The sequence below is a fragment of the Fodinibius halophilus genome (genome assembly GCF_011059105.1).
GTDB lineage: Bacteria > Bacteroidota > Rhodothermia > Balneolales > Balneolaceae > Fodinibius > Fodinibius halophilus.
The window spans coordinates 158,163-184,675 of the sequence record NZ_JAALLS010000004.1; the positions used below are offsets into that span (position 1 = coordinate 158,163).

Sequence of the window (26,513 nt, forward strand, 5' to 3'; positions counted from 1 at the left end):
ACTGATGATCTTAATTTGTTAACAGCTCTTATTTAATTTAAGCAGAGTATTTATGAAACTGATTAAAGCCTATATTCGCATTGATATGTTTGAAAATGTGCACAGAGCCCTTAATAAGGAGGGGTATACGAGCATGACGGTAATGGAGGCTGAGGGCATGGGCAGCTACAGTGATCCTAAAGATCAGCATAGCTCCCTGAAATTTCCGGCTCTGCACACCAAAGTAGTTAAGCTGGAGATGGTTGCGGAAACCGAACATGTTGATGATATCGTTCAAATTATCCATGAAAATGCCAGCACGGGTCATCCGGGAGATGGCTTAATGGTAGTATTACCGGTAGAGCGGAGCATACGCGTTAGAGATGGAGAAGAGCGGCAGTATACGGTATAATATTAGTATAATTAGATAGTACAATATGTTTAAAAAGGGCGCTATATCTTATTGTTATTGTATCCCATGAAGATAGCATATTTATTTCTCCTCCTTATGAAGGAGGAGATTAAGAGGAGGTTGAACATAACGGGGCATTAGGCTCCTAAAAGACCGGAAAGTCTCAAAACCTTCACTGCCAGCATACTGCCCCACTCCTGGCCTCTCCCTACTGCTCGCAGGGAGAGGACCGCTTATCTATAATATGTGTTGGGTTTTAATGCGTATATCCTTTCAGAGACTCTCAGTTTAATTTCCAGCTGAATACTCAATAAAAAAGTCTCTTCCCATGCTTGCAGGGGAAGAACAAGATGGGGTCAGCAAATAGCAAGCAACCAGACCTGCTAAATATATCTTCTTGTCCCCTCTAGAGAAGCTATGGAGAAAGTAGGCCAGTGCTTGAAAAAGGTTTGCTGATAATAAACGGTGGAATAATTCTGTGAAAAGAAAATCCGGCGCACAGATACAGACTTTCCTATTATTAAAAAATTTGAATCTCCTTTCTTCATCACCATATAAATGCCCTACTCTTTTACGGGCCTTGACTAAAAAAGAGGATCTCTTCGAAATATTTTAAGCATCATTCGGTATAGCTCCTCCTTGGGATTATTGAACCGAAACTCCGACTCCTTAAGGTGTAAAATATAGGTTTCCTGGTGAATTCCTTTAAACTTCTCCAGCCGAGATTTTAAGAAGCCGCGAAATCCATCAATACAACTTATTTTATCCGGCTTCACCTTTTGCAGTTCTCGGCGATCAACCAGCCAAACTTGTTTATTCTCAGAAAAGTTAAGGATAACATCCAAACAGTGCTGCTTCTGTATGCCAGGGTTCATACATGCTTTTTCTTCTACGATACAGGCATACACATTGCTATTCTCCTCACATATTCCGAGACAAAAATTATTCTGGCATCCCTCTCCTATCTGCTCCATATAGGATACTTCAAAAGGAGCCTGTTTGTAACAATAAGCAGCAAGCCGCTGTCGAATTCCCTTTAGATACCTATTCACTGTGTTACGATTCAATCCTGACAGTTCGGCTATCTGAGTAGCTGTTAAATCCAGTGCGAATAAGCGCACCAATTCCCTGAATTTATATTCCGATATTTTTCCACGATTAACATACTTGTTATTCATTCGCTCGCAATGACTTACGTAAATTTAATACTTCTATTTTAGTCAAGGCCCGTCTTATAGTCCGGCTTGTAATAGCCCATCGAAACCATTCCTTGATCATCTTTTATTTAGAATCATTCTAAACTATATTTATGACCTGCTATTTAAAAACAGTCTAAATAAAATTCAAGTTTTTTGGAATGAAAAATTTCTGGTGCTTTACTCTGTTTATCGTAGTTACGGCAGGGACCCTTTCTGTTAAAGGCCAACCCACATCTTCGTTAACGGGCAAAGTTTTAACTGCAGATGAGCAACCGATCGTCAATGCCCATATTACTATTGACAATAATCACTACCACACCGTCTCTGATACTCAGGGAATGTTCGATTTTTCATCAATGCCTGCAGGCACTCACAAAATTGTCATCAGCCATGTGGGATATAAACCCCTTCATAAAACCATTGAGCTTGATAACCAACCTGAGGTCCTGACTTTTCATCTAAAGAGTAAACGCTACCAATCCTCTGCCGTTGTAGTTACAGCAACACGAACGCCCCGAGATATCGAAGAGGTCCCGGAACCGGTTACTGTGATTTCTGACAAACAGATCGAGGCCCTGGGGAATAATCGACTCAGCACTGTTTTAGCCGAACAAACCGGACTTAGCCTTACATCCAATCATGGTACCGGGCTACAGGTACAAGGTTTTACTTCGGAGTACACCAAAATTATGATTAACGGACAACCGCTGATCGGACGAACCGCCGGTACTTTTAACCTTGACCGTATTACAGTTGGCAATATTAAACAGATCGAAATTATTAAGGGGCCTTCTTCGGCCCTGTGGGGCAGCGATGCGCTGGCGGGCGTGGTAAATATCATTACCCAGGAAGGGACACGCCCTTTTGAATTAGGTGTGGATGCCCGCTACGGCACCAATCAAACAATGGATCTGGGACTAGACCTTTCAGCACGGAGAAAGGGCTGGAAAAACGATGTTTACTTTAACCGTAATAGTTCCCAGGGATATAGCCTTTCTCCGAATGCCCTTTCCCAAACCGTACCGGAATATGCCAACTACACCGGCTCATACCACACCGAAGTAACCGTATCCGATCGTATTGATACGGAATTCCAGGGGCGTTATTACCGTGAAACCCAAAACAGTATCGATTACCTGGGCAGCCGCGATAATCCTACTATGTTAGACGGCGAGGCCCTGCAAGAAGATTATAGCCTGTCTCCTACCCTGCATTTCAACCTGGCTTCAAAAACAAGAGCAGAGCTATCACATTATTTCAGTCGCTATCGTACCGACACCCAACTTCATTACCAACAAGGTGACAGCCTGTATAACCGATCAAAATTTGACCAGTATTTCAATAAAACGGAACTGCAGCTTAACCAAAACTGGAACGCTATCCATGCTACCACAGCGGGGGCCGGCTATAAACATGAGCAGTTGAAAGCTAAACGCTATGCCGGCTCCCCTATCTTTAACAGCTACTTTGGCTTTATCCAGCATGAGTGGATGCCTAACGACCGACTGGATATCATCGGGGGGCTGCGATATGACGCCCACAGTGAATACAGCTCGCAATTAAGCCCCAAGCTCTCAGCACGATACGAGTTATTTACCTGGTTAGACCTAAGGGCATCTGCCGGCAGTGGTTTTAAAGCACCCGACTTCCGCCAGCTGTTCCTCAACTTTACCAATCCCACCGTCGGCTACAGTGTATTTGGATCCAGTAATCTCAAAGAAAAAATTCGATCACTGCAAGCTGATGGTAAGATAAAACAGATTTTACAACCGCTGGACCAGCTCAAAGAAATTAAGGCCGAACATTCCTGGGCCTATAATGTGGGGCTAAACCTGCAACCCAAAGAACAGCTGAGTTTGCGAATCAACCTCTTTCGCAACAATGTGAATAACCTTATAGAGTCTGCCCCCATTGCGCATAAAACGAACGGGCAATCGGTATTCAGCTATTTCAACCTGGAAGAAGTATATACCCAAGGCATTGAAGCCCAGCTGCGGTGGAATCCCGTCCGGCAACTGAAGATCACGGCCGGCTACCAACTGCTGGATGCCCGCCGAAAAATTGAAGAAACCAAGACGGTACAAGATGATAACGGGGAAATTGTCGAAAAGAATGCTGTTTCCTACGAGCCGATGTTTAATCGCTCTAAACATACGGCCAATCTAAAGGTTTTTTACAATTGGCAAGCCCTGGATATCGATGCCAACATTCGCGGCAAGTGGCACGGCAAATACGGCCGTATGGATACCAACGGCAATAATTTTGTAGACAGTGATGAATACCAAGATGGATATATGACCTGGAATACTGCTATCGCGAAGACTATCCAAAACCGCTACACCCTTCAGCTGGGCGTTGAGAACCTGTTTGATTTTACGCGTCCCGGCGACCTGTCGTACCTGCCCGGACGCAAGTTTTACGCAAAGTTTTCATTACAACTCTATTAATCTAAAAACAACCAAATAAGAACTACTATGTTTCCATTTAAAAAAGCACTATCACTACCACTCTTAGCTGCTGCCATTGCCTTTTTATTCACTGCCTGTGACGATTCAGGAACAGGAGTAGACAATGGCGAAGAACCATCGAAAATTGAAACCGACACCGTTGAAGATATTCATACTGGGATATTCTCAACTGCCCAATATGTCTATTATAATCTTCGGGAAAATAAGATTGTTGAAAGCACTGACTCAGCATCTACCAAATGGGACATCGCTTTTTACGGCACGGATATTTACACCAACAGTGGGACGAGCGGTCCCGGAGAAGGAGGAGCGATTGTACTCGACCAATCATTTGATGCTACGGAAATAGCACCATCCGAGAACTATAATACAGATACTGATACGTTGTTGGCCATCCCCGGAGACAAATGGTACAGGTACACAGGCCGCAAGGGGGATCCGGCACATACAGTTCTCCCACTCGATAATAAGACAATTGTCGTACGTACAGCCGACGGCGAACACTATACTAAAATTAATATCCTGAGCTTTTACAAAGGAAATCCAACCATTGAAGAAACCCCTCCGATGGAAGATACCGGCTACTACACTTTCGATTACGCTATTCAGCTGAACGGTACGCGCAAGCTTAAGTAACGCTACGTACTTTGCTCATTCCCGGGGAAGGCTGTTGGTCTTTTGCAAACGGGCCACAGCTCTTTTCCCGGGCTTCTAATCACTTTCAAACTAAAACCGACCAACCAATATGTTCACCAATCATTTGACTTCGAAACTACTATTTGCCGTTGTACTTATGTTTAGTACGATGGTTTCCGGCGCTATTGCCCAAGATACCGGTGTACTCATCCTGGCCCATGGCGGCAGCGAACAATGGAACAAGGCTGTTGTAGAAGCCGCACAACCGTTGGAAAAAGACCATGCTGTCGAAATTGCGTTTGGTATGGCCAATGCCGTAACCATGCACAACAGCATCGAAAAGCTTGAAAAGAAGGGCGTTAACAAAATTGTAACGGTACCGCTGTTTATCTCCAGCCACAGCCCTATCATCCGTCAAACGGAATACCTGCTGGGACTGCGTGATACTCTTGCAGATGATCCCATGCCGTTAATGCACCATAAGGATGAATACCTTGCTATGGTGGGTAAAGAAAAGGCGGATTCCTCACAGCTGGTCCATGGCATGCTCATTCCTGAGAACCTGCAACCCCTGGAAATAGATGCTGAAGTGACGATGACCCCGGCCCTGGATGACCATAACTTAGTTGCCCAAATTCTGCATGACCGTATCAGCAAGCTAAGCGACAAGCCATCCAACGAAACAGTTGTTATGGCCGGACACGGTCCCAACCGAGGGAAGGACAATATCAAATGGGTTAAAAACATGGAATCCCTTGCCCGCAAAGTGCAGGATATCCAAAAACAACAAGGGAAAGGTTTTAAGCAGATTTTTGCTCTCACGGTACGCGATGATGCCAATGAGCAGGTTCACGAACAAGCCAAACAACAGTTTCGCAATGTGGTCCGTCAATCGGGCCAGTTTGGAGATGTGATCGTAGTGCCCCTGTTCCTGTCATCCGGCGGACGCGAACATGCTGTTGCCAACCGCCTGGAAGGCTTGGATTTTGAGTGGAGTGGTGAAACACTGCTGCCCCACCCACTAATTAGTGACTTTTTGGTGAGCTCAGTGAACCAAGCACTTAAGAGTAATTCCGCAGGCGATACAGCGAAATAGGAAGACCTCCTAACAATCACTTTAACCCGAGCGCTACTTCCGGGTATCACCGACTGATAACCTTAACGGTCGGTGATACCTGCCGGGAGTACCATAGAGATCATCTCTCAAAACCTCTGTGCTATAACCAGAACTTTATTAGAGATTGCTAAAAACAACCCAGGATTGAGAAGGACCCATTTTAGTGTAAAAGAGATCATATTCACTAAAAGAGTCCCTACTAAAGATAAATTATAATCTAAAATCGTTTCTGAGCCCTTCATTATGAATCTTCAAAACACACTACTCAAAGCGTCTTTATTCTGCCTCTTCTCTTTATTTACGCTTCAAGTTTCTGCCCACAATCTATGGATAGAAACAGCCCCCACCGCCAATATTGGAGAACACCATCGAGTATCTATTTATATGGGGGAATATTCTTATGGTGTTCGCGAAAATATTAAAGAGCATCGCAAAGAAATAGGCCCTATTACATTATATCTTATCGAACCTGACGGAACTGTTGCAGAACTAGAAACAACAATAGATGGTAACCGCTTTGTTGCTAGGTTTACGCCCAAAACGAAAGGGACCTACCGGCTGGCTCTAAATGTAACCAAAGCACCGGTTGTGGATTGGCGAGAGTACGATTTGGGGATACTGAAGACCAACTTCTTTTCTTCGGCTGTTGTAGAAGTGGCAGCCCCAAAGGATCATAAAACTTCAATGAACCCCGTATCTGATCTAAATGAACTGCTTATCACACCAACAACAACAGCTCCTTTTGAACGTAATACTCCTGTAACATTTCAACTTACGTTCCAAGGTAAGCCACTGCCCGAACAAGAAATTAAAGTGGGATACAAAGACAAGTGGTTTAAAACGCTTTACACCGATGAGCAAGGACAGCTGACCGTCAGTTTTCCCTGGAATGGGCAATTTGTTATTGAAACCGTTCATACAGAGCAAACCTCCGGCAGTTTTCAGGGCGAGGAGTATGAAGCTATCCGCCACACTGCAACCTATGTTATTCCAAGGCAAAAGTAATGCTTCATCCACTCTCCCAGGTTCAAATAATGCTTGAGCTAATTAGCAAAACTTATTGTAGTACTCATCAATTCAGCTCCTGCCCCCAACAACAACCCGGGATAAACTATAACACGGATCCACATTTATGTTCTATCTATATCGCTTTACCAGTAAGACTGATGTAACAATGAAAAAGTTAATCCTTTGCTTTCTGCTTATAGCTTGTAGTCAAGTGACATCTGCACAAAGCCCCGCAACGATAAAAGGTATAATTACCAATCAATCCCAAACACCATTACAGGGCATTAATGTAGCCTTGGAAGGCACCCGGTATGGAGCGGCAACTAATGCAGACGGCCAATTTAATATCCACAACATTCCGGCGGGCACCTACACTCTTGTGGCTACCGGAATTGGCTATCAGTCGAAAAAGAAGCAGATCACTATCCGGCAGGGAGAAATAAAAACATACACCTGGCAGCTACGAGCTTCCTCCTATAACCTGGAATCCATTACCGTTACTGGTAAAAGCCAACTCCGCGAGGTCGAGGAAAAAGCCTTCAATGTAGATGTGGTAGACACCAAAAAGTTAGACGCTAGCTCCATGGAGTTGGGTCACGCCCTGGACCGTGTTTCTGGGGTACGAGTACGCGAGAGCGGCGGTGTGGGCTCGCGGATGAACTTTTCGCTAAACGGCTTTAAGGGAAAGCAGGTTAAGTTTTTTATCGATGGCGTGCCCATGGACAACTTTGGATCTTCTTTTCAGCTTAACAACATCCCGGTAAATCTTGCTGAACGTATTGAGGTATACAAAGGCGTAGTGCCTGTAGAGCTGGGTGCCGATGCCCTGGGCGGAGCCGTCAATATTGTTACAGACGCCTACTCCAAAAGCCATGCCGACATATCGTATTCCTATGGGTCGTTCAATACGCATCGCACCAACCTTAATGCCGTATATGTGGCAGAGTCGGGGTTTATAGCCAAACTAAATGCCTTCCAAAACTATTCTGACAATAACTACAAGGTACAAGTAGATGTTGCCGACCTGGAAACCGGTGAGTATTACCCCAACCGCAAGGTAGAACGTTTTAACGACACTTATCACAACGAAACCATCATTGCCAATATAGGTGTGGTTGACCAATCCTTTGCCGACCGGCTGCTGGTAGGCATAACCTTAGGGCAAAATTATGATGAAGTACAAAACAGCAGTCGCCTCGTCAATGTCTTTGGCCAGTGGCACACCAAGGGCAACATTATTATGCCTACCCTCAAATATCAGAAAAAGGATTTCTTGGCCGAAGGCCTGGATTTTAACTTGAGTGCAAACTACAACTTTGGAGAGGAAGCGAGTATTGATACGGTAAATCGTCGCTACAATTGGCTGGGCCAGTACAAGCAGTATAACGGGCCCGGCGGCGAACGCTCGTACTCAAAGTATAAATATCAAAATAACAACGGTCTCGTAACGGCTAATGGGAGTTACCGGATTGCTCCTCATCACTCGCTCTCGCTGAGTAATACCCTTAATACCTTTGACCGCGAAGGCCATGACGAGCTAAACCCCGATAAAGAGATCTACTCGCAACCCAAGAAGACGTTGAAAAATATAGCAGGATTAGGGTATCAGTATGAAAAAGACAGCTGGAGTGCCTCGGTCTTTACTAAATATTACTTCCAAAATAACCGGTATGCCCAGCCGTATAACCCTACCGGCAATTACGGAGATGTAGCCTACAAAAACCGCAATAACTCGTTTAACTACATCGGTTATGGAGCCGCTACCACTTATTTCATTCATGACAACCTTCAACTTAAAGCTTCCTACGAAAAAAGCTATCGCCTCCCCGATTCAAACGAGCTTTTCGGAAATGTGATAAACCTGGAGGGGAACATTGACCTGAAACCTGAGATGAGCCACAACTACAACCTCGGGGTCAGCTATTGGCTCAACATCCAGGACCGCCACCAGATCACAATTAAAGAGGACATCTTTTACCGTGATGCCAGCGACTTTATTCGCCCCCGGCTTAGCACCAATCAGGCCCGGCAAGTTATGGATAACCTGGGAAGTGTTACAAACCTCGGTTTTGAGACGGAAATACGCTACTCTTATCTGCGAAAATTTTCTATCGGTGCAAACCTTACCTACCAAGACTTGCGCAACAATACCAAGTATGTAGAGGGAAAAAAGAGCGTAGTCTACCGCGATCGCATCCCCAACATGCCCTACCTGTATGGCAATGCTGATGTCTCATATTCAGTCAATAACCTCTGGGATCAGAGACACTCGCTCAGTCTAAGTTATAACTTGCTGTATGTGCACGAATTCTACCTATACTGGCCCAGCCTTGGGAATAACAGTAGTAAACTGAGCATTCCTCAACAGGTTTCTCACGACCTCCGTCTCACGTACACCCTCAACAAGACAAACCTTAAATTCACCCTGGAGTGCAAAAATATTACAGACAACAATCTCTATGACAATTTTAGCCTTCAAAAACCCGGCAGAAGCTTTTCCGGGAAAATAAAATACAGTTTTTAAAACAATTTACCCTTAACCATAAGCACGAAAACTTAGCATGAAAACATTCAACATTTACCTCTCCGTCATTCTGGCATCAATACTATTTTTTAGTTGTAGTGATAGCTCACCCGTAGATAGCAACAACAATAAACCTGATGCATCTTCAAAGTATGTCATAGCAGCTTCACCAACAGCACTTGAAGATGTAGCCGATTATCTACTAACAACAGAAAGCCTTACCGAAGGGACCGTAAGCACCCTTGATAGTGGCGTTGAACAAGATGGCACCTATCGTTATTACGTAACCAACAATAATAAGTATTTTAGCCTTCTCTATGGACAAGGCAACCCCGGTGCCGTTACCACCTATCAGCTCAATAATTCAGGAGAATTAGAAGAACTTTCTGATTTTCAATCCGAAACCGTCCAAGCATTCACCTCTGTAGAGGATGATGTTTTAATGATGAAAATTCCAAGAAGTACAAATGATCCTACAGCCTACTGGTATCGCTTGGATACAAAAAACTCTCAGTTCGTAGATGAAGGCCAGATTGATGTTGTTAAGTTAGCCAATAACGGCGAAGGTGCTTATTTCTCATGGATGACGCAAGTTGGTGACCAGGTTTGGGCCCCATTCAGTACCATCACCGGCAGTGGAAATAACCGTTTCAGTACTAAATATCCCGACCAAGCCCGGATTGCTGTGTATTCATATCCAGAAATGAAACTACAAAAAGTAATTAAAGATGATCGTACCAGCTTTATCGGTCGCTACTTCACCAAAGGCCTTTCTGTTGATGAAAAGGGAGACGTCTATGCTTTCTCCTCGGCTGTTGCCATGGATGATGATCAAAAAATGATCTCCTCTAAACCCTCAGCTGTCACACGAATCAGAGAAGGAACAACTGAGTTTGACCAAGGCTATTTCTTTGACCTCGAAGAAGCTTCAGAGGGATACTATGTAACCAACCATTTCTATACCAGTAATGGCAATTTCTTAGTTATGATGCGAGACTTAAATAAAAAAGCCCCCTGGACTGCGGGACATCATCTTGCCATCATAAATGTTTATGATAAAAGCTTTACATGGGTTAAAGATCTGCCCGATGCTAAAGATATAATCCGCGTTACGAAGATGAATAGCTACATATCTGAAGATGGACAAACTATTCATACTGGCATCACCACCAAAGATGGAAGTCATGTGTATGCTATTGATGTAAACTCTGCCACAGCAACAAAAGGCCTTGAAGTAAAAGGAGGTATTATTACCTCAATAAATAAAATTGATCCCGTCGAATAACTCTCATTACAACCCAACAACTAAAATTCATCAAACCAGATTATCATGAAGCTTTCAACGCTCATACTCAACCTTTCACTCGCTATTTTTTTAGTAGCAGGATGCAACGATTCACCCGTTGACAACGATAAAAATAAAAGTGGTGATCATTCAGAAACGATTACGAAATTTATTGTCACTGCTAAACCTACAGCTCTCGAAAATGCAGCGGATTATTTACTTACCGCTGACAGTCTCACTAGTGGTACAGTAAGCACTCTTAACAACGGTACGGAGCAGGACGGCACCTACCGGTACTATACTACTGATCAGGAGCAAACTAAATTTTTTAGCTTCCTCTACGGCAACAACGGTGAAGTTGCTACCTATACACTAAATAACAACGGAGATCTGGAAAAAATTGCCAGTTTCCAATCAGACAGGGTTCATGCCTTTGCCCCCGTGAATAAGGATATCCTCTCAATGCATATCCCGGGTATTTCACAACAAAATGATCCCACAGCTCGCTGGTACCGTATAAATACCGAAACGGTACAGAAAGTAGATGAGGGCGAAATCAATACAAAAGAGCTGGCTGGCAACGGCGAATGGGCTTTTTTCTCTTGGATAAAACAGGTAGATGACAAAGTGTTTGCCCCCTACTACAGCATTTCTGCGGCCGGGCAAAATGTGTTTAGCACCCAATACCCCGACAGTGCTTGGATAGCCGTGTTTTCGTATCCCGAGATGGAACTGCAAAAGATTATTAAGGATGATCGCACCAGCTTCATCGGCCGGTACTACACCGACGGCCTTTCGGTAGATGAAAGCGGGGATGTTTATGCCTTTTCCTATTCGGTAGCAAACGATGACGAGCATCAATTCATCTCAACCAAACCCACGGCCGTTACCCGCATCAAAGACGGCAAGCTATCCTTCGATCAAGACTACTTTTTCAACATCGAAGAAGCTTCCGGCGGGTACCACATGACTAACCATATCTATGCCTCAGATGGCTTTGCAGTTTTACTTATGACCAAAGAACAAAATGGACGGTACGATGAAGGTAAACGCCTGGCTGTAGTCAACCTCTATGACAAAACATTCCGATGGGTAAGCGGATTTCCAGAAGCATCCAATATTTTCAAAATTATGGAGAGAAACTACCTGGTATCCGAGGATGGCAGTACGGCTCACATTGGAATTACCCTGAAAAAGGAAGGAGAAAAAGGAGAAGGAAGTAGCTTTATCTATAACATAGATGTTGCCAATGCCAGCGCAACACGCGGTCTTAAAGTGGAGGGTGGCAGAATTACTGCTATTCATAAGCTCGAGAACTCAAGTAATTAAAAAATTTGTAAAGCCCAGTTTTCTACTGGGCTTTACTTCATAAGTACATAAATTATGTTCAGCTTTAAACCCAAGAAAAAACGAAATCGCTCGCTGCTGTATAAAATTTCTGCCTGGCTGCACCTATGGTTGGGCCTTATCTCCGGCATTGTCGTATTTATCGTAAGTATTACCGGGGCCATCTATACCTTCAAAGAAGAAATAAACCTACTTATTGAGCCCTTTCAAACGGTCGAAGTACCAGAAGATACTACCATGCTGCCTCCATCCAAACTGGGTGATGCGGTAAAAGAAAGCTACAATTACCCCTCGGTTTGGGGCGTAGAATACCGCGGAGAAGGCCGAAGCGTGATGATCCCCTATTATTCTGATCCTTCTGACTACCAACAGGCCTATGTTAACCCCTACACCGGTCAGCCGCTGCATAATCGACATCTGAATGATGATTTTTTCCGCTTTATAATCAGCGGTCATTATCAACTTTGGCTGCCTCGATCAATCGGTAAACCCATTGTAGCCTATAGTACGCTTATCTTTGTGATTTTACTCATCAGCGGACTTATACTCTGGTGGCCTAAACGATGGTCGAAGCGCTACGTCAAAAAGGGATTAAAGATCAGCTGGAAATCAACCTGGCGGCGCATCAACTACGACCTGCACAATGTTGTAGGTTTTTACTGCCTTTTAGTGGCACTTGTCCTTGCTCTTACCGGCATGGTATATGGCATGAACTGGTTTCGCAGTGCCATTTACTGGACCGCCTCGGGCGGCCAACAACCTCAGCACGAGCAGGTCACCTCTGATACTACTTTGACAACCACTGATAGACCTGCTAAAGATCAGGATATCCTATTCCAAAAGGTGTTACAATCCGGTGTTGACTTGGTAGAAAATGAGGTGCGATTTATATATCCCCGCAGTGAAAAAGGAGTATGGGAAGTACAAGTAAATCCTAACCTGCATAACCGGTACTTACGTCAAACCAGCTACTACGAACAGCACTCCCTGGAAGAACTGAAAGAGGAACCCAGCTTTGCCGAAGCGAATGGTGGCGAGCAGTTAAGCCGACTTAATTACGATCTGCACGTTGGATCTATCGGGGGTATTTGGACCAAAATCATTGCCTTCATTGCTTGCCTGGTATCTGCCAGCCTGCCCGTTACCGGCTTTATTTTTTGGTGGGATCGCGAAAAACGTCAGCTAAAACAAAAGCGGCGTAAAAAAGCCCGGCATAAGGAAAAGCAAAAAGAAATAGAACAGAAAAGAGAAAAAACTTTGGCTTAATTATGCATAACCAAGATAGAACAGTCTTAACACAAAATGGCGATATCATCATTGAACAATGCAGTTGCTGCGATAATATCGTATTCATCTATCGAAATATACTACTGAAATTTACGCCTGAGGTGTTCCAGGACTTTACCACCTCATTCCGAAAGCTCAACTTCGAGCGACGTTCTTATGTATTTGAGGATGGCAGCGAGAAAATGCTGGTTAATACCCCGCAGAAAGAGATCCAACTCTGTTTTACTAAAGGTGAATTTAAACAACTGTGCCAAGCCCTGCAGGAAGCCACGCTTATGCTTGAAGTGCATGAAATATTATGCCCCTAGTAAATCACAGCTTATTTCTAATAAGTAGGATGATACCTTTGTCACTAATATAAATTGCAGTAACAGATTTTAACCCCTAAACACACTGGCTGTCGCCCTTTGACTAGGTCGGCAGCCACTTTTTCAATTTTCGAATAGCTAAAATATGACTATGCATGGCTTGCCAAAAAGTGTCCCCCATGAATACCCAACTAAGTTTATACCCCCATAGCATAATATATTTTATATGGGATTACAGATTGTAATTTAGAATTATTCTACATATACTTTCGCCCTATTTATAACTGGTTTAAATAGATATAGTTTCAGCCCTCCCTTTCGAACTTAACTAAAAGAGCTTATAAGGGTCTTTCAAAAATTCATGAACAACATCAATATTTTTTTTAAAACGTACTTTCTTACAGTCGGTCTCTTTTTTTGTTTCTCGGTATTGGCCCATGCTCAAATCGGAAAAATTACAGGACGCGTGATCTCGGCAGAAAGCGGGAATCCGTTAGAAGGGGTAAATGCCGGCTTGTCGGGTACGACCATGGGAACAGCAACCAATAAAGAAGGGCTATTCACCATTGATCATATACCAGAAGGGCGGTATACAATTATCATTTCCAGCATTGGGTACAAACAGGAAGAAAGAAAGATTACTATAGAATCAGGTGACATTCTATCTCTGGACATCAGGCTAAAAAAAACGATCTCTGCCTTGGATGAAGTAATTGTGACAGGGCTATCAGAAAGCGAAGAACTCGAGCTAACAGCAAAAGCTGTTGATGCAGTAGAGCTAGCAGACACCAAGTTTAAAACCACCGACCTGGGAGACGTAATGGCCCAAACCAAAGGGGTAAACGTACGGCGCAGCGGGGGTTTAGGCTCTAGCTCACGTTTTTCGCTCAATGGGTTAACTGACGACCAAATCCGTTTCTTTTTAGACGGTGTGCCACTTGAATTTAGTGGTTACTCCTTTGGCATTTCTAACGTACCGGTCAATCTCATTAAACGGGTAGAAATATATAAAGGAGTCGTCCCCATCCGCTTTGGAACAGATGCACTTGGCGGAGCCGTGAACCTAGTGGCCCCTAAAGAGCACAAAGGGATACACGGTTCAGTCTCTTATCAAACCGGATCATTTGGCACCAACCGTGCTGCAGCAAACATTAACTATCTGAATAAAGACACGGGTTTCTTTTTCAATGGCAGCGGTTTTTACGATTACGCAAAGAATGACTATAAAATAGATGTAGAAATCCCCGACCAAAGTGGGAAATTAGAAGATGCCACAGTAAAACGATTTCATGATAGTTATACCGGATACGGTACAAACTTAAAACTGGGAGTCCAAGATAAATCTTGGACCAACAAATTTTCTGTTAAAGCCTATATCGCGGATTACGATAAGGATATACAGCACAATAATGTAATGTCCGTGCCATACGGCGAGGTTACATCGGGGAAAAAGAGCTATGGTATTGCTATTCATTATGATAAAGTGATTAACCGCAACTTATCACTGAAACTGAAAAACGGTTACTCTTACGATATACGAAGTTTTGCAGACACTTCTCGGTATATATACAACTGGCATGGGGAACCAGTAAGAGATAGCAACGGAAATATCCGAGAACGAGGTACCCCCGGTGAACTTGGTAAAGCGGCAGATCAAGTGTTTTGGGACAGAAATTATTACAACCGTCTGAACATTAACTATCAGCTTGATACCCAACACGAAATACACCTTTCCTCAGCTCCTACATACGTTCGGCGAACCGGCAATGAGCGATGGCAAGAAGAGTTCGAAACTGTGGATCCCCTTAATGACGTTCGCACGGTATTCAACTGGGTAAATGGTATTGAACACAGTTGGAGTTCGGCTGATGGCAAGATTGAGAATGACTTTTTCATAAAGGGATACATGCAAAACATTAAAGCCGAAGAACAAACTAACGGAGCGCCGATAAACCGTAACCGCAGCTTTCGTACGATAGGTTTTGGTAATAACATTCGATATACCTTTAACAAACAGTGGCTTGTTAAAGCATCCTATGAATGGGCAACCCGCCTGCCCAAAACAGAAGAATTATTCGGCAATGGAAGCTTGGTGAGGCCTAACCTGTCGCTGGAACCGGAAAAAAGTCACAATGCCAATCTAGCGTTTAATTATAGGACCCCTGATACAGAATCTCTTACCTGGAATATCAAACTAAATGGTTTTTTGCGTAGCACCGATCGACTTATTGTGTTGCTCAGTGACAGAGACGTTTACAGATATCAAAATGTTTTCTCAGCTGTATCCACCGGTATTGAAGTTTCAGGATCCATAAAAACAAGGAATAATAGATTTCAATTGAAGGGCAACACCACTTGGCAAAGCTTCAGAAATCAATCTACAAAAGGGCAGTTTGGCAGATTTAAGGGGGATCGAATTCCCAATCGACCATACTTCTTTGCCAACCTGATGGCACAATATAAAATTCCGCAACCATTTACTGAGTCTGACAGAATTAAGCTCTTTCTGAGCAACCGGTATGTGCATGAATTCTATCGCGGCTGGGAAAGTGTAGGGCTGAAAAGGTTTAAAGATACCATCCCCTCACAATTCACTCAAAACCTGGGTGCAACTTATGACTTTCCTATTGAGTCGGCCACAGCGTCATTTACTGCAGAAGTACAGAATATAACCAATGCAGATACTTATGACTTTTTTGGCATTCAAAAACCTGGAAGAGCTTTTTATTTAAAAATAACCACACAATTCTAATCTAAACTTAAAAACTTAATGAAACCTAAAGATAACAATATCATACAATCCCTAACACATAACAGCTTACTGCTGATTGCTATAGTGATGCTGGGTATGACCTTCTCATCATGCAATAGTGATTCAATAACGAATTCTGATTCAGACAATGCTGATGACCTTTATGCAGTCTATTGGCGACTAGATACACCTGACGGACGTACCAATTATGTATCCTTGGTAGATGATTTAATGGATGGCAAAGTTGATGCCTCCGAAGCTCTAGAAATATCGGGACAATCGCGCTTTTATGCACAATCTCGATCTGGTCATTTTTTCACCGGTAATGGAGAAGAACTTACTATTACCCGATACAATATTTCTGAAGAAGGAAAAAGCATTGAAAAATCCGGTAAGTTTTCACTTGCTAACCAAGGAGTTACATCATTACAAGCGCGAACGGTATTCCTCAGCGACACGAAAGCCTACTATATCGACAATACGCAAGGACAAATTGTTATATGGAATCCTGAAAAAATGGAAATTATCGACTCCTTTGATCTGCCCGAAGAATTTGCTGATGGCTATAAAGGGTATTCCACACAACTTGGCTTTAACGGATATCAGTTAAACGGTAACCGACTAAGCATTCCGGTCGGCTGGGTGAACTTCAGCGATGCCACACACCTGGATAAGACCGGCCTGGCTATCGTTGATACCGAAAATAATGAGGTTATCTCATATACAGAAGACACCCGCTGTGCACTGGCAACAGAACCTGCTTTTATGCCTAATGGTGATGTTTACTATGGACAAAGCGAACGCTACCATTTTAGCAAACAGGCCAGAAAAAAAGAAAATGCAGGATGTATCCTTAGAAAAGAAGCCGGTGCCAACCAATTTGACCAAGATTACGACCCTTATATGATGGATCAAATAGAAGGCCAAAAAGTTGGACTGAGTCTATTCAATTCACCAAAAGAAAATCATGCTTATTTCAGGGTATTAAATACCGATAAATTGGAATGGTCTGAAGATATTGAAGGCATTAATTATTATGGCATCGCTTGGTATACCTACGAAATTAACCTTCCGAAAAATGAAGTCATCGGCAAGGTTGATCGCCCATTAGGACCTTCTTATGCTGAACAACCATTTAAAATTAACGACGATTTTTACGGTACGCTAAAAGTCAATGATGAGGGCGAACATAAAGTGATTAAATATGCTCCGGATGGATCCTACGAAGAAGGACTCACTACGCCAGGATATATTTCCAACTTGGTACGTTTACGGTAAATGGAATAACTTTAATAGCCTGACTTAAACAGGCTCTAAAATTCCTAAACATTAATGTTGAAATAAACTACCTATATGCAGCTCGGATTGCTCTCCGGGCTGTATTTTATATTCACTTCATAATATGGTAAAACAAAACCTTCTTTCCATCCACAAGTGGCTGGGCCTTCTGGCTGGCATCTTCATCCTCATCATGGGCATTTCCGGTTCTATAATCGTCTTTGATGATGAGATAGATGATCTGATCAATCACGAAATAATTACGCAGCCCAACTCAACCCAACCTGTTTCTGTGGATAAGGCCTATTCCTCAATTGTGAATACCCACCCCAATTGGGAAATACGGTTTACAAATATTCCGGAGCAAGCTAACCGTGTTATTGAAGCTGAAATACGCAGGCCAAACGACCGGCGATACTTATATCTTCATCCCGTATCAGGAAAGATACTATTAGACAAAGCCAGCAAAACCAACTTCACCCACTGGATGTTAAAACTACATTACTCATTACATGCCGGTGTTATTGGTGAGACCATTCTCTTTGTGGCAGCTCTTATGTTTATCGGATCACTTATTACCGGAATCTGGTTTTATCGTAAAGCAATATGGCGTGTATGTACATTCAAAATTTATCCGCGATTTCGTGATCTGAAATCAACATCCTCAGAATTACATCGTACTATTGGAGTATGGGCACTTTTATTTAACTTCATTACGGCCCTCACCGGCACCATTATTCTCTTTACTATTGTCAGTGCCCACCTTACATCCAAGGGCCCCGAACCAATACCTGATCCACCTTCGATTAATGTTTCAATCGATTCATTACTCAACAAAGCAGTAGAATCATACCCCGGTTTTGATCCGTCATATCTTATGCTGCCCAAACAAGAAGGCGGTACCATAAGATTTTACGGGCATACGGATACCGACTGGCCGATACACTACCGCTTTTCAAACTACCTGCAATTTAACCCCAACGATGGAACACTGGTACATGCCTTCTTTATTAAAGATAAACCAATAGAAATGCATCTGCTTAGTTTTATCTACCCCCTGCATTTTGGAAATTGGGGTGGTATAATTATTAAAATACTCTACTCACTCTTTGGCATAGCTCCTGCTATTCTCTCCATTACCGGATTTATTATTTGGCAAAAACGAAACAGTAAAAAGAAAACTATTAAACAAAATAGACAAAAAGAACGACTAGCTGCCTAAACCAGCCCTTTCCTACTTCTGAAATATTTTTTGAGCCTCGATATCTAAAAAGATTCGGGGCTTTTTTTGTTGCCCTAAACAAAAAGGAATAGTCACCATAAAAACAAAGTTTAGTCTTGACTAAAAATTAAACTAGCCTTAAGTTATTATCTAATTAAAACAACCAATTTTTTATCAACCTATGTATCGTTTTTTACTATTACTTTTTCTCTTATTTCCTTTAGCACTATTTGGACAAGTTCAATCCGGAACGCTGACAGGTACTATTAAAAGCAATGACGGGCCGGTAGCGGCCGCCAACGTCACCCTGTCAGAAATACAAAAAGGCACCCCTTCTGATGAGCAAGGGCGCTTTACAATGAACAATATTAAAACAGGAACGTATACTCTCGCCGTCTCGGCAATTGGCTATAAAAAACACACTCAGCAAATTACCATTAAAGCCTCTGAAACCGTCACCGTTGATATCCAACTGCAGTCTAAAACAGAACAGCTGGAAGAGGTTGTTGTAACCGGTACTATGCGCGAGACCTTTGTAAAACAATCACCCGTAAAAGTTGCCGTTGTTACGCCTAAGCGATTGCAACAGGGCAAAACAAGCTCCAACATTATGGATCTCATTGGCAATGTAAGTGGTCTGTCTACCCAGTTGAACTGTGGCGTTTGTGGTACCAATGCCATCCGTATTAATGGCGTTGAAGGTCCCAACACAGCTGTTCTTATCGACGGCATGCCCATAATGGGAGCTCTGGCCAGTGTCTATGGCCTTAATGGCATTAGTCCTTCTATTATTGACCAAGTTGAAGTCATCAAGGGCCCGCAGTCTACCTTATATGGCACGCAAGCCTTGGGCGGTGTTGTAAATATCATCACCAAAAACCCCAGAACTACACCCGCTTTTTCTGCGGATGTCTATGCTAAAAGCACCAAAGAAACCAATATTAACCTAGCAGCTTCTCCGAAATCTGAACGCTTCAAAGGATTTGTAAGCGGCAACCTGCTCCGCATGCAAAACTATTTTGACAACAATGGCGATAGTTTTAATGATGTTGCCAAACGATCCCGTATATCACTCTTCGGGAAGGGAAGCCTGGAAGGGAAAACCGGAGAACAGCGGCTAAACTTCGCCGCTAAATATTATGACGAGAACCGTACGGGCGGTGTTCGATCGTTTAACCATGGATTACGCGGATCCAACAAAATTTATGGGGAATCGATCTATACAAAACGCGCCGAACTTCTTACTGATTATCGGCCTGCAGGACTAAATCAACAACTGCGTATCAGTGGAGCACTAACCTACCATAACCAAGACAGCTTTTATGGCACCGAACACTACGATGCAGAGCAAGGTATTATTTACGGACAAGCCACTTGGGACCAATCGCTTTCAGACAACATCACGCTATTAACCGGCTTAACCGCACGATATCAAACCTACGATGACAATACCCCCGCCACTTCAGGCGGTACCGATAAGCGTTTCATCCCGGGAATATTTGGGCAAGGGGAATTCACCTTAGAAGATTTAACACTGCTCGGCGGACTCCGCATTGACCATCATGAAAAACATGGGTTTGTTACTGCTCCACGCCTGTCGGCTAAATACAGTGCCGGTGATAATACGACGATCCGACTTAGTGGGGGCACCGGCTTTCGTGTTGTTAATGTCTTCACCGAGGATCATGCAGCCCTAACCGGTTCACGAGAAGTCGTATTTGCTGAAAACCTGGATCCCGAACAATCACGCAGCATAACAGGGAGTATAAACCATATCCTGCCATTTTCCGGCAACCCGCTTACGCTGAGCCTCGACGGATTTTATACCCATTTCTCAAATAAGATTATCCCTGACTACGACCAGGATCCCAACCTTATTGTATACGAAAACCTGGATGGGTATTCAGTAACACAAGGTTTTTCAATCGAAGCCGAGCAAAACTTTACTGTCCTCCCCATCAATTACAACATGAGTTTTACCTTGATGGATGTTTTTACTGAAGAAAACGGCCAGCGCCAAGCCCTTACCTATGCACCCGACTACACGGGTTCGTGGGGACTCACATACCAGCAACGGGCATTGGACCTACAGATCGGCTATACCGGTAACCTGGTTGGTCCAAAGCGCATGCCCGATAACTATGTGCAAAACTTTGGGCGTGACCAATGGTCGCCGACCTATACAACCCATGATCTTAAAGTGACCAAAGAGTTTACCAACGTAAACAGTGAGAACGGCTTGGGTATTGAAGCCTATATATCTGCAGAAAACATCTTCGATTATACGCAAGGGAGTCCGCTTGTTGATGCGTCAACACCCTTTGGCCCCGAATTTGATACCATCTATACCTGGGGCCCTGTAATAGGGCGTACATTTTCGCTAGGTGCTCGTCTTAACATCAGGTAATTACTATTATGAACACTACACGCCGCACATATTTTTTGGGATTTACTTTGCTGCTCCTGCTTTGGGGAACAGCTACTGCTGTGAACGCCCAACAGCTACAGTGGCACTCTTTTGAGGAGGCACTGGACAAGGCTCAACAACAAAGCAAACCTGTTGTTATAGATGTTTGGGCTCCCTGGTGCGGCTGGTGCTATAAGATGAAAAATGAGACCTATCCTCAATTATCAGAAACTGTTAAAGAAAATTTCATCTTTACACGTATCAATAGAGACAGTAACGAAGATAGCTATCGTTTTAAGGGGAGCAGATATTCGGCTATAGAACTAGCCCAAAAGTTCAGGGTTAATTCTGTGCCTGGCATTGTTATCCTCTCAGCCAAAGGGGAATATATACTTCATATGTCAGGCTTTCGTAAGGCCAACAAGCTTGAGCAGATCCTGCAAAATGTACGGAAGGTCATAGCTCAGCAACAAAAATGTTGCGCGCAACTTCATGGCCGATAACCTGCTCCCCTTTTTCAACCTGCATAGTTATGGGGCCCTCAAAAGGTGCTTTTTCTTTTATTTCTATCTTGATTCCCGGCAGAAGACCTATCTCCCCCAGGTACCGTAACAGCTCCGGATCCTGGTCTTTAACGCGACTCACAATGTACTCTTGGTCTTTCTCCGCCTCATTTAGGGGCAAAGCATCCATTTCAGGCATTAATCCCTCTTTGGTTGGAATAGGATCGCCATGCGGGTCGTGAGTAGGGTTATCGAGCAGCTTGGCAATCTTATCTTCAAAACGTTCTGAGATATGATGCTCCAACTTTTCAGCCTCTTCGTGCACTTCATCCCAAGAGTATCCCATCACCTCTAACAAATAAAGTTCAAGCAACCGGTGGTGACGGACAATCTCCAGAGCAATTTTTTTCCCTGAGTTAGTGAGAGAAGCTCCTTTGTAAGATTCATAATCAACCAACCCCATTTTAGCCAGCCGTTTCACCATATTCGTAGCCGAAGCAGATGATACTTCGAGCGCATCAGCAATCTTGGTTGTCGTAGCCTTGTTGCCGTCGGCCTCGAGGGTGTATATGGTTTTTAAATAATCTTCAACTGCTTGGCTCAGTACCATAATATTTTAATTGATGGCAATTTCTAAATCACTGCTAATATATTAATTAAGAGAGACGATTACATCAGAAAACTTACTTTTCTATGCTTACTCCCTGCTCTTTAAGATATGCCTTTATTCCCATCTCTTTGTAGTACTCTGCGCCGATATAAGACAACAGTTTATCAAAAATTTCAGCTCGCATAAAACCGGGCTGGGTGCCCAATATTTTACCGTCAGAATCGATGAAGATCATAGTTGGCGTAGACTGAATACGAAATTTTTGTGCAAAGTTACGTTGTGATACCATCTGATCATCAAACTTTATCTTTTCATTTGACTCGATATCAACTTTTACGGGATGAAAGTACTTCTTGATGTTCTCTTGCACTTCCGGTTGGGGAAACACCTGTTTCTTCATCTTTTTGCAATAACCACACCATTCAGCTTCAGCAAAGATAAAAACCTTCTTCCCGGTTTGAGCAGCCTTTTCCTGTGCTTCTCCCAGTGCAATCCAGTCCAGAGACTGCCCCAAAACCATCGAATTAATGCCAAAGAGAAAACAAATAACTATAAGAAAAAAACGTTTATTCATAATCATAATATTATAAGAGTACAGATATGACCATTATTATGTATCACTTTTATCAAGTTTTATGATGACCATGGTCATATCATCATGTTGCTTTGCTTCTCCAATATAAGTGTAAATATCACCTGATAACACCTCTAATAGATCGCGAGCAGAACGCTTCTTATGCTCCACTAGTATATTATTCAACCGTAATGTGCCATAAAACTTATGGCCTTCATTCAGGGCTTCTACAATGCCGTCGGTGTATAATACCAACAAATCTTCTTTTCCCAGTTCCAACTCCAGCTCTTCGATATTATCATCAAAAGAAGCACCCTTTGTTAACCCGATCCCAATACCCCGAGGACGTAACTCCTTGATATCGTGATTTTCTGCATTAATCCTGATGATAGGATTATGACCGGCCCGGGCAAAGTGGAAGGTATTTTTTTTCATATCCACAATACCATAGACCAATGAGATAAAGGTACCCCTAGGTGCATTATCATAAAACAGCCGATTGGTTTTTTTAAGCACTTCTGCAGGAGAATCAATTTCGCGGCACAGGCTATGTAATATACCTTTGATAAAAGTCATATAGAAAGCGGCCTGAATACCTTTGCCACTCACATCACCAATAGTAACGGCTAGGCGGTGATCACCCAGCTTTACGAAATCATAATAATCTCCCCCTGTTTCGTAAGCGGGTTTACACATAGCAGCTAAGTCGAGGTTTTCAAATTCAGGGGTTTGTACCGGCAAAAACGATTGCTGTACTTCACGAGCGATTTCAAGCTCCTGTTTTATCCGCTCTTCTTGGGCTAACTCTTCTACATATTCCGGAACAAAGCGGGGTAACGACTGACGCTCTTCCCCCTTGGTCACAAAAATCATTCCTGCAACAATATTGAATACCAAGAATCCACAAAAGACAATGAAAACGTATAGGTCCGGGGAATTGGCTGTTACCCATCCGGTGGCAGATTCCAACATCAATATTAAAAGGAAATGGGTAAACAGGGTTGTAAGCATATCCCACTTCAAGAAAATGGCAGTAAGAACAACCCCATAGATACCTGCGATAATAAATTCATGTGTCGTAGGTACCATTTGCTGAATAAAGGGCGAAACTATCGTAATACTCAAAGCCATAATGGCTGCAGCCAACCACTTATTCTTGTAGAAACCATATACTTGCGTCCCCACTATTGAATATACCCCTATCATAAGAAGTAAACTAAACCATACAGTACTGGTAAATAGGTAAATCGGTGCCCAAGCCGCCTCAAAATGTAAGAAGGTGCGTTCAATATTGAACTGCAGTTCAGGTATAACAGCAAGCAATGCACTCCAAAGGCCACACAAAATAAATGCCAATACTACGGAGCGCAGAATCATTTCACCGATAGGCTTGTTGAAAAACATTCCCTGCCGCAAATAGTCATAACTGTACAACTTCTCGGGCCAATATTGTCGAACCAAAGAATCGCCGACCGCAAAAGCAGCAAAAAAGACAATGGAACTTAGGGCTCCTAAAAAACCAATTTGTAGAGCTCTTGCAACTACCTCAGATGTTTCTAAACTTTGTAAAGAAGGGGTGGAAGCCCATTGTTGCAGAAATAGTATACTCCCCATAACAAGCCCCCCAATAACCCCGACAACCAGTGCCGGTTTTGTATCTATTGCCCGTAACCGTATTCTGAAGTAAAAAAGGATTATCGTTGCCAGAGCAAATAAAAAGATAATTCCGGCACGTATTAATTCTAAGGGGTACGGCAGAGCAGAGCCTTCACTCTCACTGTTCGGATTGTAGCTGGCATCAAGCTCTACTAATGCCCCAGTAGGTAATATGGTAAGATTTAAAACAACATCTTGACCTAAAAGCGGCTTATTATTTTTAAATTCTACTGCAGCTACTGTTTGCGAATGAATAGTTTCAATCTGTATATCAGACAATTTTAAATTACTTAGAGTCCACCCACTTTGGCTGATATGATAGTTAGCCAGGTTTTCAATATTTTCTTTTGTGTAGGTGTGGGCATCCCCTTGTGAACGTTTAACATTCAAGGTATCAGCTTTGGTCTTGCGTACCGCATACTCTTTGTCAATATCAAAACGTAAGATACGCTTCCAGGCCGAATCAGGCAGGCTCTTCCACAATTTCAGGTCGGGGTCTGCTTCAAAGGCGGCAACAATAGCATCGCGATTCACTGAACGTTCAGGCAATATATTGGTATCATTAATAAACTCAATAAGATCTCCCTGCTCATCTAAATGTACGGCAGTATGTTCATTAAACATGGGCGGTCCATCCGAATCAAAACCTTTCCCTTCTATCCTTTTAATACTCATCTGCCAAAAGTAAGGATAGATATCCGGGTGCATAGAAGCAGCCAGGGTATCAATAGCTGTTGATCGGCCAAAGTACTTTTGCAGATTATTTAACAGATCATTATTACTTTCAAATGTTACAACAGATTGAAGACTTTCTGTGTTATAACCAATGCTATTAAGACTTTCTACCGCTTTAACAGTAGCAGTTTTTCGTTCAAGTTCGGTAGAAATAGCATTCCGTGGCTCCTGCGATGGGTAACTGAGAAAGAAACCAAATGCACAAAGCAAACCTACCGCCACAAAAATGTAATCCTGAACGGCAAAAGCATTATTTTTATTTAATAGCGACATACAGCGTATTTTAGACGGCAAGTTTGTTCATGAATAGTTCACGCACGAATATGCCAAATTGTTTCGAAAAATTCTTATATCAAATACACTAATTTTTATATGTGCCTCATCGTTTTTTCATATAAACAACATCCCACCTACGATTTAATCTTTGCAGCAAACCGGGATGAAGAATACACACGTCCCACTCGAGCAGCGCGTTTTTGGGATGAACATCCCTATATTTTAGCCGGCAAAGACTTACAGGCCGGGGGCACTTGGATGGGGATTAACAATAAAGGTGAATTTTCTGCCCTAACAAACTACCGCGACCCAACAATTCAAAAAGAAGATCCACCGAGCAGGGGGCAGCTGGTGCTGAATTTTCTTAAAAATAATCAACATCCCGCCCAATATTTACGAAAAATCGACTCCAAAGCGAATCATTTTATGGGGTTTAACTTATTAACAGGATCACCGGATCACTTAGGTTATTACTCTAATCAGCAAAATGAAATTCAACTGTTAGATTCCGGTATTTATGGATTAAGTAACCATCTGCTTGATACCTCTTGGCCAAAGGTTAACCGTGCAAAAGAAGGGTTAAGTGATGCAATAAAAAATGGTGAGGTATCAGAAGAAACTCTTTTCGAAATACTTGCTGATGATCGAGAAGCTCCCACAAACCAGCTCCCTGATACCGGCATACCTATAGAAATAGAAAAGAAGATTTCCCCAGTTTTTATTAAAAGTGATCATTACGGTACCCGTTGCTCTACTGTTCTACTTGTTGATAAAAGTGGAAATGTCACTTTTTATGAACGACGCTTTATCCCCGGCACCCAACAAATACAAGATGAAAACCGATATGAGTTTGCTACCAATGACAACATATACTAAATGGCACTAGCGAGACGCTAGCGCCATTTAATGAAAAATTCATTTGCCATAGCG

At 42.9% G+C, this 26,513-nt stretch carries 19 protein-coding genes and 1 pseudogene; 16 read left to right on the forward strand and 4 right to left on the reverse strand.

The features are described 5' to 3' along the window. Positions 1-52: 52 nt before the first annotated feature. A complete protein-coding gene (locus G3569_RS04970; protein WP_165266684.1) occupies positions 53-391 on the forward strand; it encodes a P-II family nitrogen regulator in 339 nt (112 codons plus the stop codon). Positions 392-1,377: 986 nt separating this feature from the next. Here G3569_RS04970 and G3569_RS19015 read toward each other — a convergent pair. Next, positions 1,378-1,569, reverse strand: a pseudogene (locus G3569_RS19015) (IS1595 family transposase); the annotation flags it as partial. Between the two features lie 179 nt (positions 1,570-1,748). On the opposite strand from G3569_RS19015, the gene G3569_RS04980 reads away from it, so the two are divergent. From G3569_RS04980 to G3569_RS05045, 14 genes are all read left to right on the forward strand, one after another. Next, positions 1,749-4,037, forward strand: coding sequence for a TonB-dependent receptor (locus tag G3569_RS04980; RefSeq protein ID WP_165266688.1), 2,289 nt, complete (start codon positions 1,749-1,751; stop codon positions 4,035-4,037). Between the two features lie 27 nt (positions 4,038-4,064). Then, the gene (locus G3569_RS04985) at positions 4,065-4,694 is read left to right on the forward strand and encodes an HmuY family protein (RefSeq protein ID WP_165266690.1); all 630 of its coding nucleotides are present in this window, start codon (positions 4,065-4,067) and stop codon (positions 4,692-4,694) included. 109 nt (positions 4,695-4,803) lie between these two features. Further along, the gene (locus G3569_RS04990) at positions 4,804-5,790 is read left to right on the forward strand and encodes a sirohydrochlorin chelatase (RefSeq protein ID WP_165266692.1); all 987 of its coding nucleotides are present in this window, start codon (positions 4,804-4,806) and stop codon (positions 5,788-5,790) included. Positions 5,791-6,054: 264 nt separating this feature from the next. Continuing rightward, positions 6,055-6,816 carry a DUF4198 domain-containing protein gene (locus tag G3569_RS04995; RefSeq protein ID WP_165266694.1) on the forward strand — a complete coding sequence of 254 codons (762 nt, stop codon included), beginning with the start codon at positions 6,055-6,057 and terminating at the stop codon, positions 6,814-6,816. A 127-nt stretch (positions 6,817-6,943) separates the two neighbouring features. After that, positions 6,944-9,343, forward strand: coding sequence for a TonB-dependent receptor (locus tag G3569_RS05000; protein ID WP_205720040.1), 2,400 nt, complete (start codon positions 6,944-6,946; stop codon positions 9,341-9,343). Positions 9,344-9,380: 37 nt separating this feature from the next. Next, positions 9,381-10,628, forward strand: a complete 1,248-nt coding sequence (locus G3569_RS05005) for a DUF4374 domain-containing protein (protein WP_165266696.1) — start codon at positions 9,381-9,383, stop codon at positions 10,626-10,628. A 45-nt stretch (positions 10,629-10,673) separates the two neighbouring features. Continuing rightward, positions 10,674-11,957 (forward strand): DUF4374 domain-containing protein, encoded by a 1,284-nt coding sequence (locus G3569_RS05010; RefSeq protein WP_165266698.1) that lies wholly within the window; start codon positions 10,674-10,676, stop codon positions 11,955-11,957. 54 nt (positions 11,958-12,011) lie between these two features. Further along, complete coding sequence (locus tag G3569_RS05015; RefSeq protein ID WP_165266700.1) at positions 12,012-13,241, forward strand: PepSY-associated TM helix domain-containing protein; 1,230 nt, start codon at positions 12,012-12,014, stop codon at positions 13,239-13,241. A 2-nt stretch (positions 13,242-13,243) separates the two neighbouring features. After that, positions 13,244-13,570: a DUF6686 family protein gene (locus tag G3569_RS05020; RefSeq protein ID WP_165266702.1), complete on the forward strand. Its 327-nt coding sequence runs from the start codon at positions 13,244-13,246 to the stop codon at positions 13,568-13,570. A 361-nt stretch (positions 13,571-13,931) separates the two neighbouring features. Further along, on the forward strand, positions 13,932-16,322 hold the full coding sequence (locus G3569_RS05025) for a TonB-dependent receptor (protein ID WP_165266704.1): 2,391 nt from the start codon (positions 13,932-13,934) through the stop codon (positions 16,320-16,322). Between the two features lie 18 nt (positions 16,323-16,340). Further along, on the forward strand, positions 16,341-17,600 hold the full coding sequence (locus G3569_RS05030; RefSeq protein WP_165266706.1) for a DUF4374 domain-containing protein: 1,260 nt from the start codon (positions 16,341-16,343) through the stop codon (positions 17,598-17,600). A 124-nt stretch (positions 17,601-17,724) separates the two neighbouring features. Further along, the gene (locus G3569_RS05035) at positions 17,725-18,822 is read left to right on the forward strand and encodes a PepSY-associated TM helix domain-containing protein (RefSeq protein ID WP_165266708.1); all 1,098 of its coding nucleotides are present in this window, start codon (positions 17,725-17,727) and stop codon (positions 18,820-18,822) included. 181 nt (positions 18,823-19,003) lie between these two features. After that, positions 19,004-21,229, forward strand: coding sequence for a TonB-dependent receptor (locus G3569_RS05040; RefSeq protein WP_165266710.1), 2,226 nt, complete (start codon positions 19,004-19,006; stop codon positions 21,227-21,229). A gap of 8 nt (positions 21,230-21,237) precedes the next feature. Beyond that, entirely contained in the window at positions 21,238-21,732 is a 495-nt protein-coding gene (locus tag G3569_RS05045; RefSeq protein ID WP_165266712.1) for a thioredoxin family protein, read from the forward strand. On the opposite strand, the gene G3569_RS05050 is transcribed toward G3569_RS05045, so the two are convergent. The 3 genes from G3569_RS05050 to G3569_RS05060 form a co-directional block, all read right to left on the reverse strand. Further along, positions 21,686-22,342, reverse strand: a complete 657-nt coding sequence (locus tag G3569_RS05050) for a metal-dependent transcriptional regulator (protein WP_165266714.1) — start codon at positions 22,340-22,342, stop codon at positions 21,686-21,688. The genes G3569_RS05045 and G3569_RS05050 overlap by 47 nt on opposite strands. A 73-nt stretch (positions 22,343-22,415) precedes the next feature. Further along, the gene (locus G3569_RS05055) at positions 22,416-22,916 is read right to left on the reverse strand and encodes a thioredoxin family protein (protein ID WP_165266716.1); all 501 of its coding nucleotides are present in this window, start codon (positions 22,914-22,916) and stop codon (positions 22,416-22,418) included. A gap of 36 nt (positions 22,917-22,952) precedes the next feature. Beyond that, a complete protein-coding gene (locus G3569_RS05060; RefSeq protein WP_165266718.1) occupies positions 22,953-25,580 on the reverse strand; it encodes a PP2C family protein-serine/threonine phosphatase in 2,628 nt (875 codons plus the stop codon). A gap of 99 nt (positions 25,581-25,679) precedes the next feature. Here G3569_RS05060 and G3569_RS05065 point away from each other — a divergent pair, with 99 nt between their 5' ends. Continuing rightward, a complete protein-coding gene (locus tag G3569_RS05065) occupies positions 25,680-26,459 on the forward strand; it encodes an NRDE family protein (RefSeq protein ID WP_165266720.1) in 780 nt (259 codons plus the stop codon). The last annotated feature ends 54 nt before the right edge of the window (positions 26,460-26,513 follow it).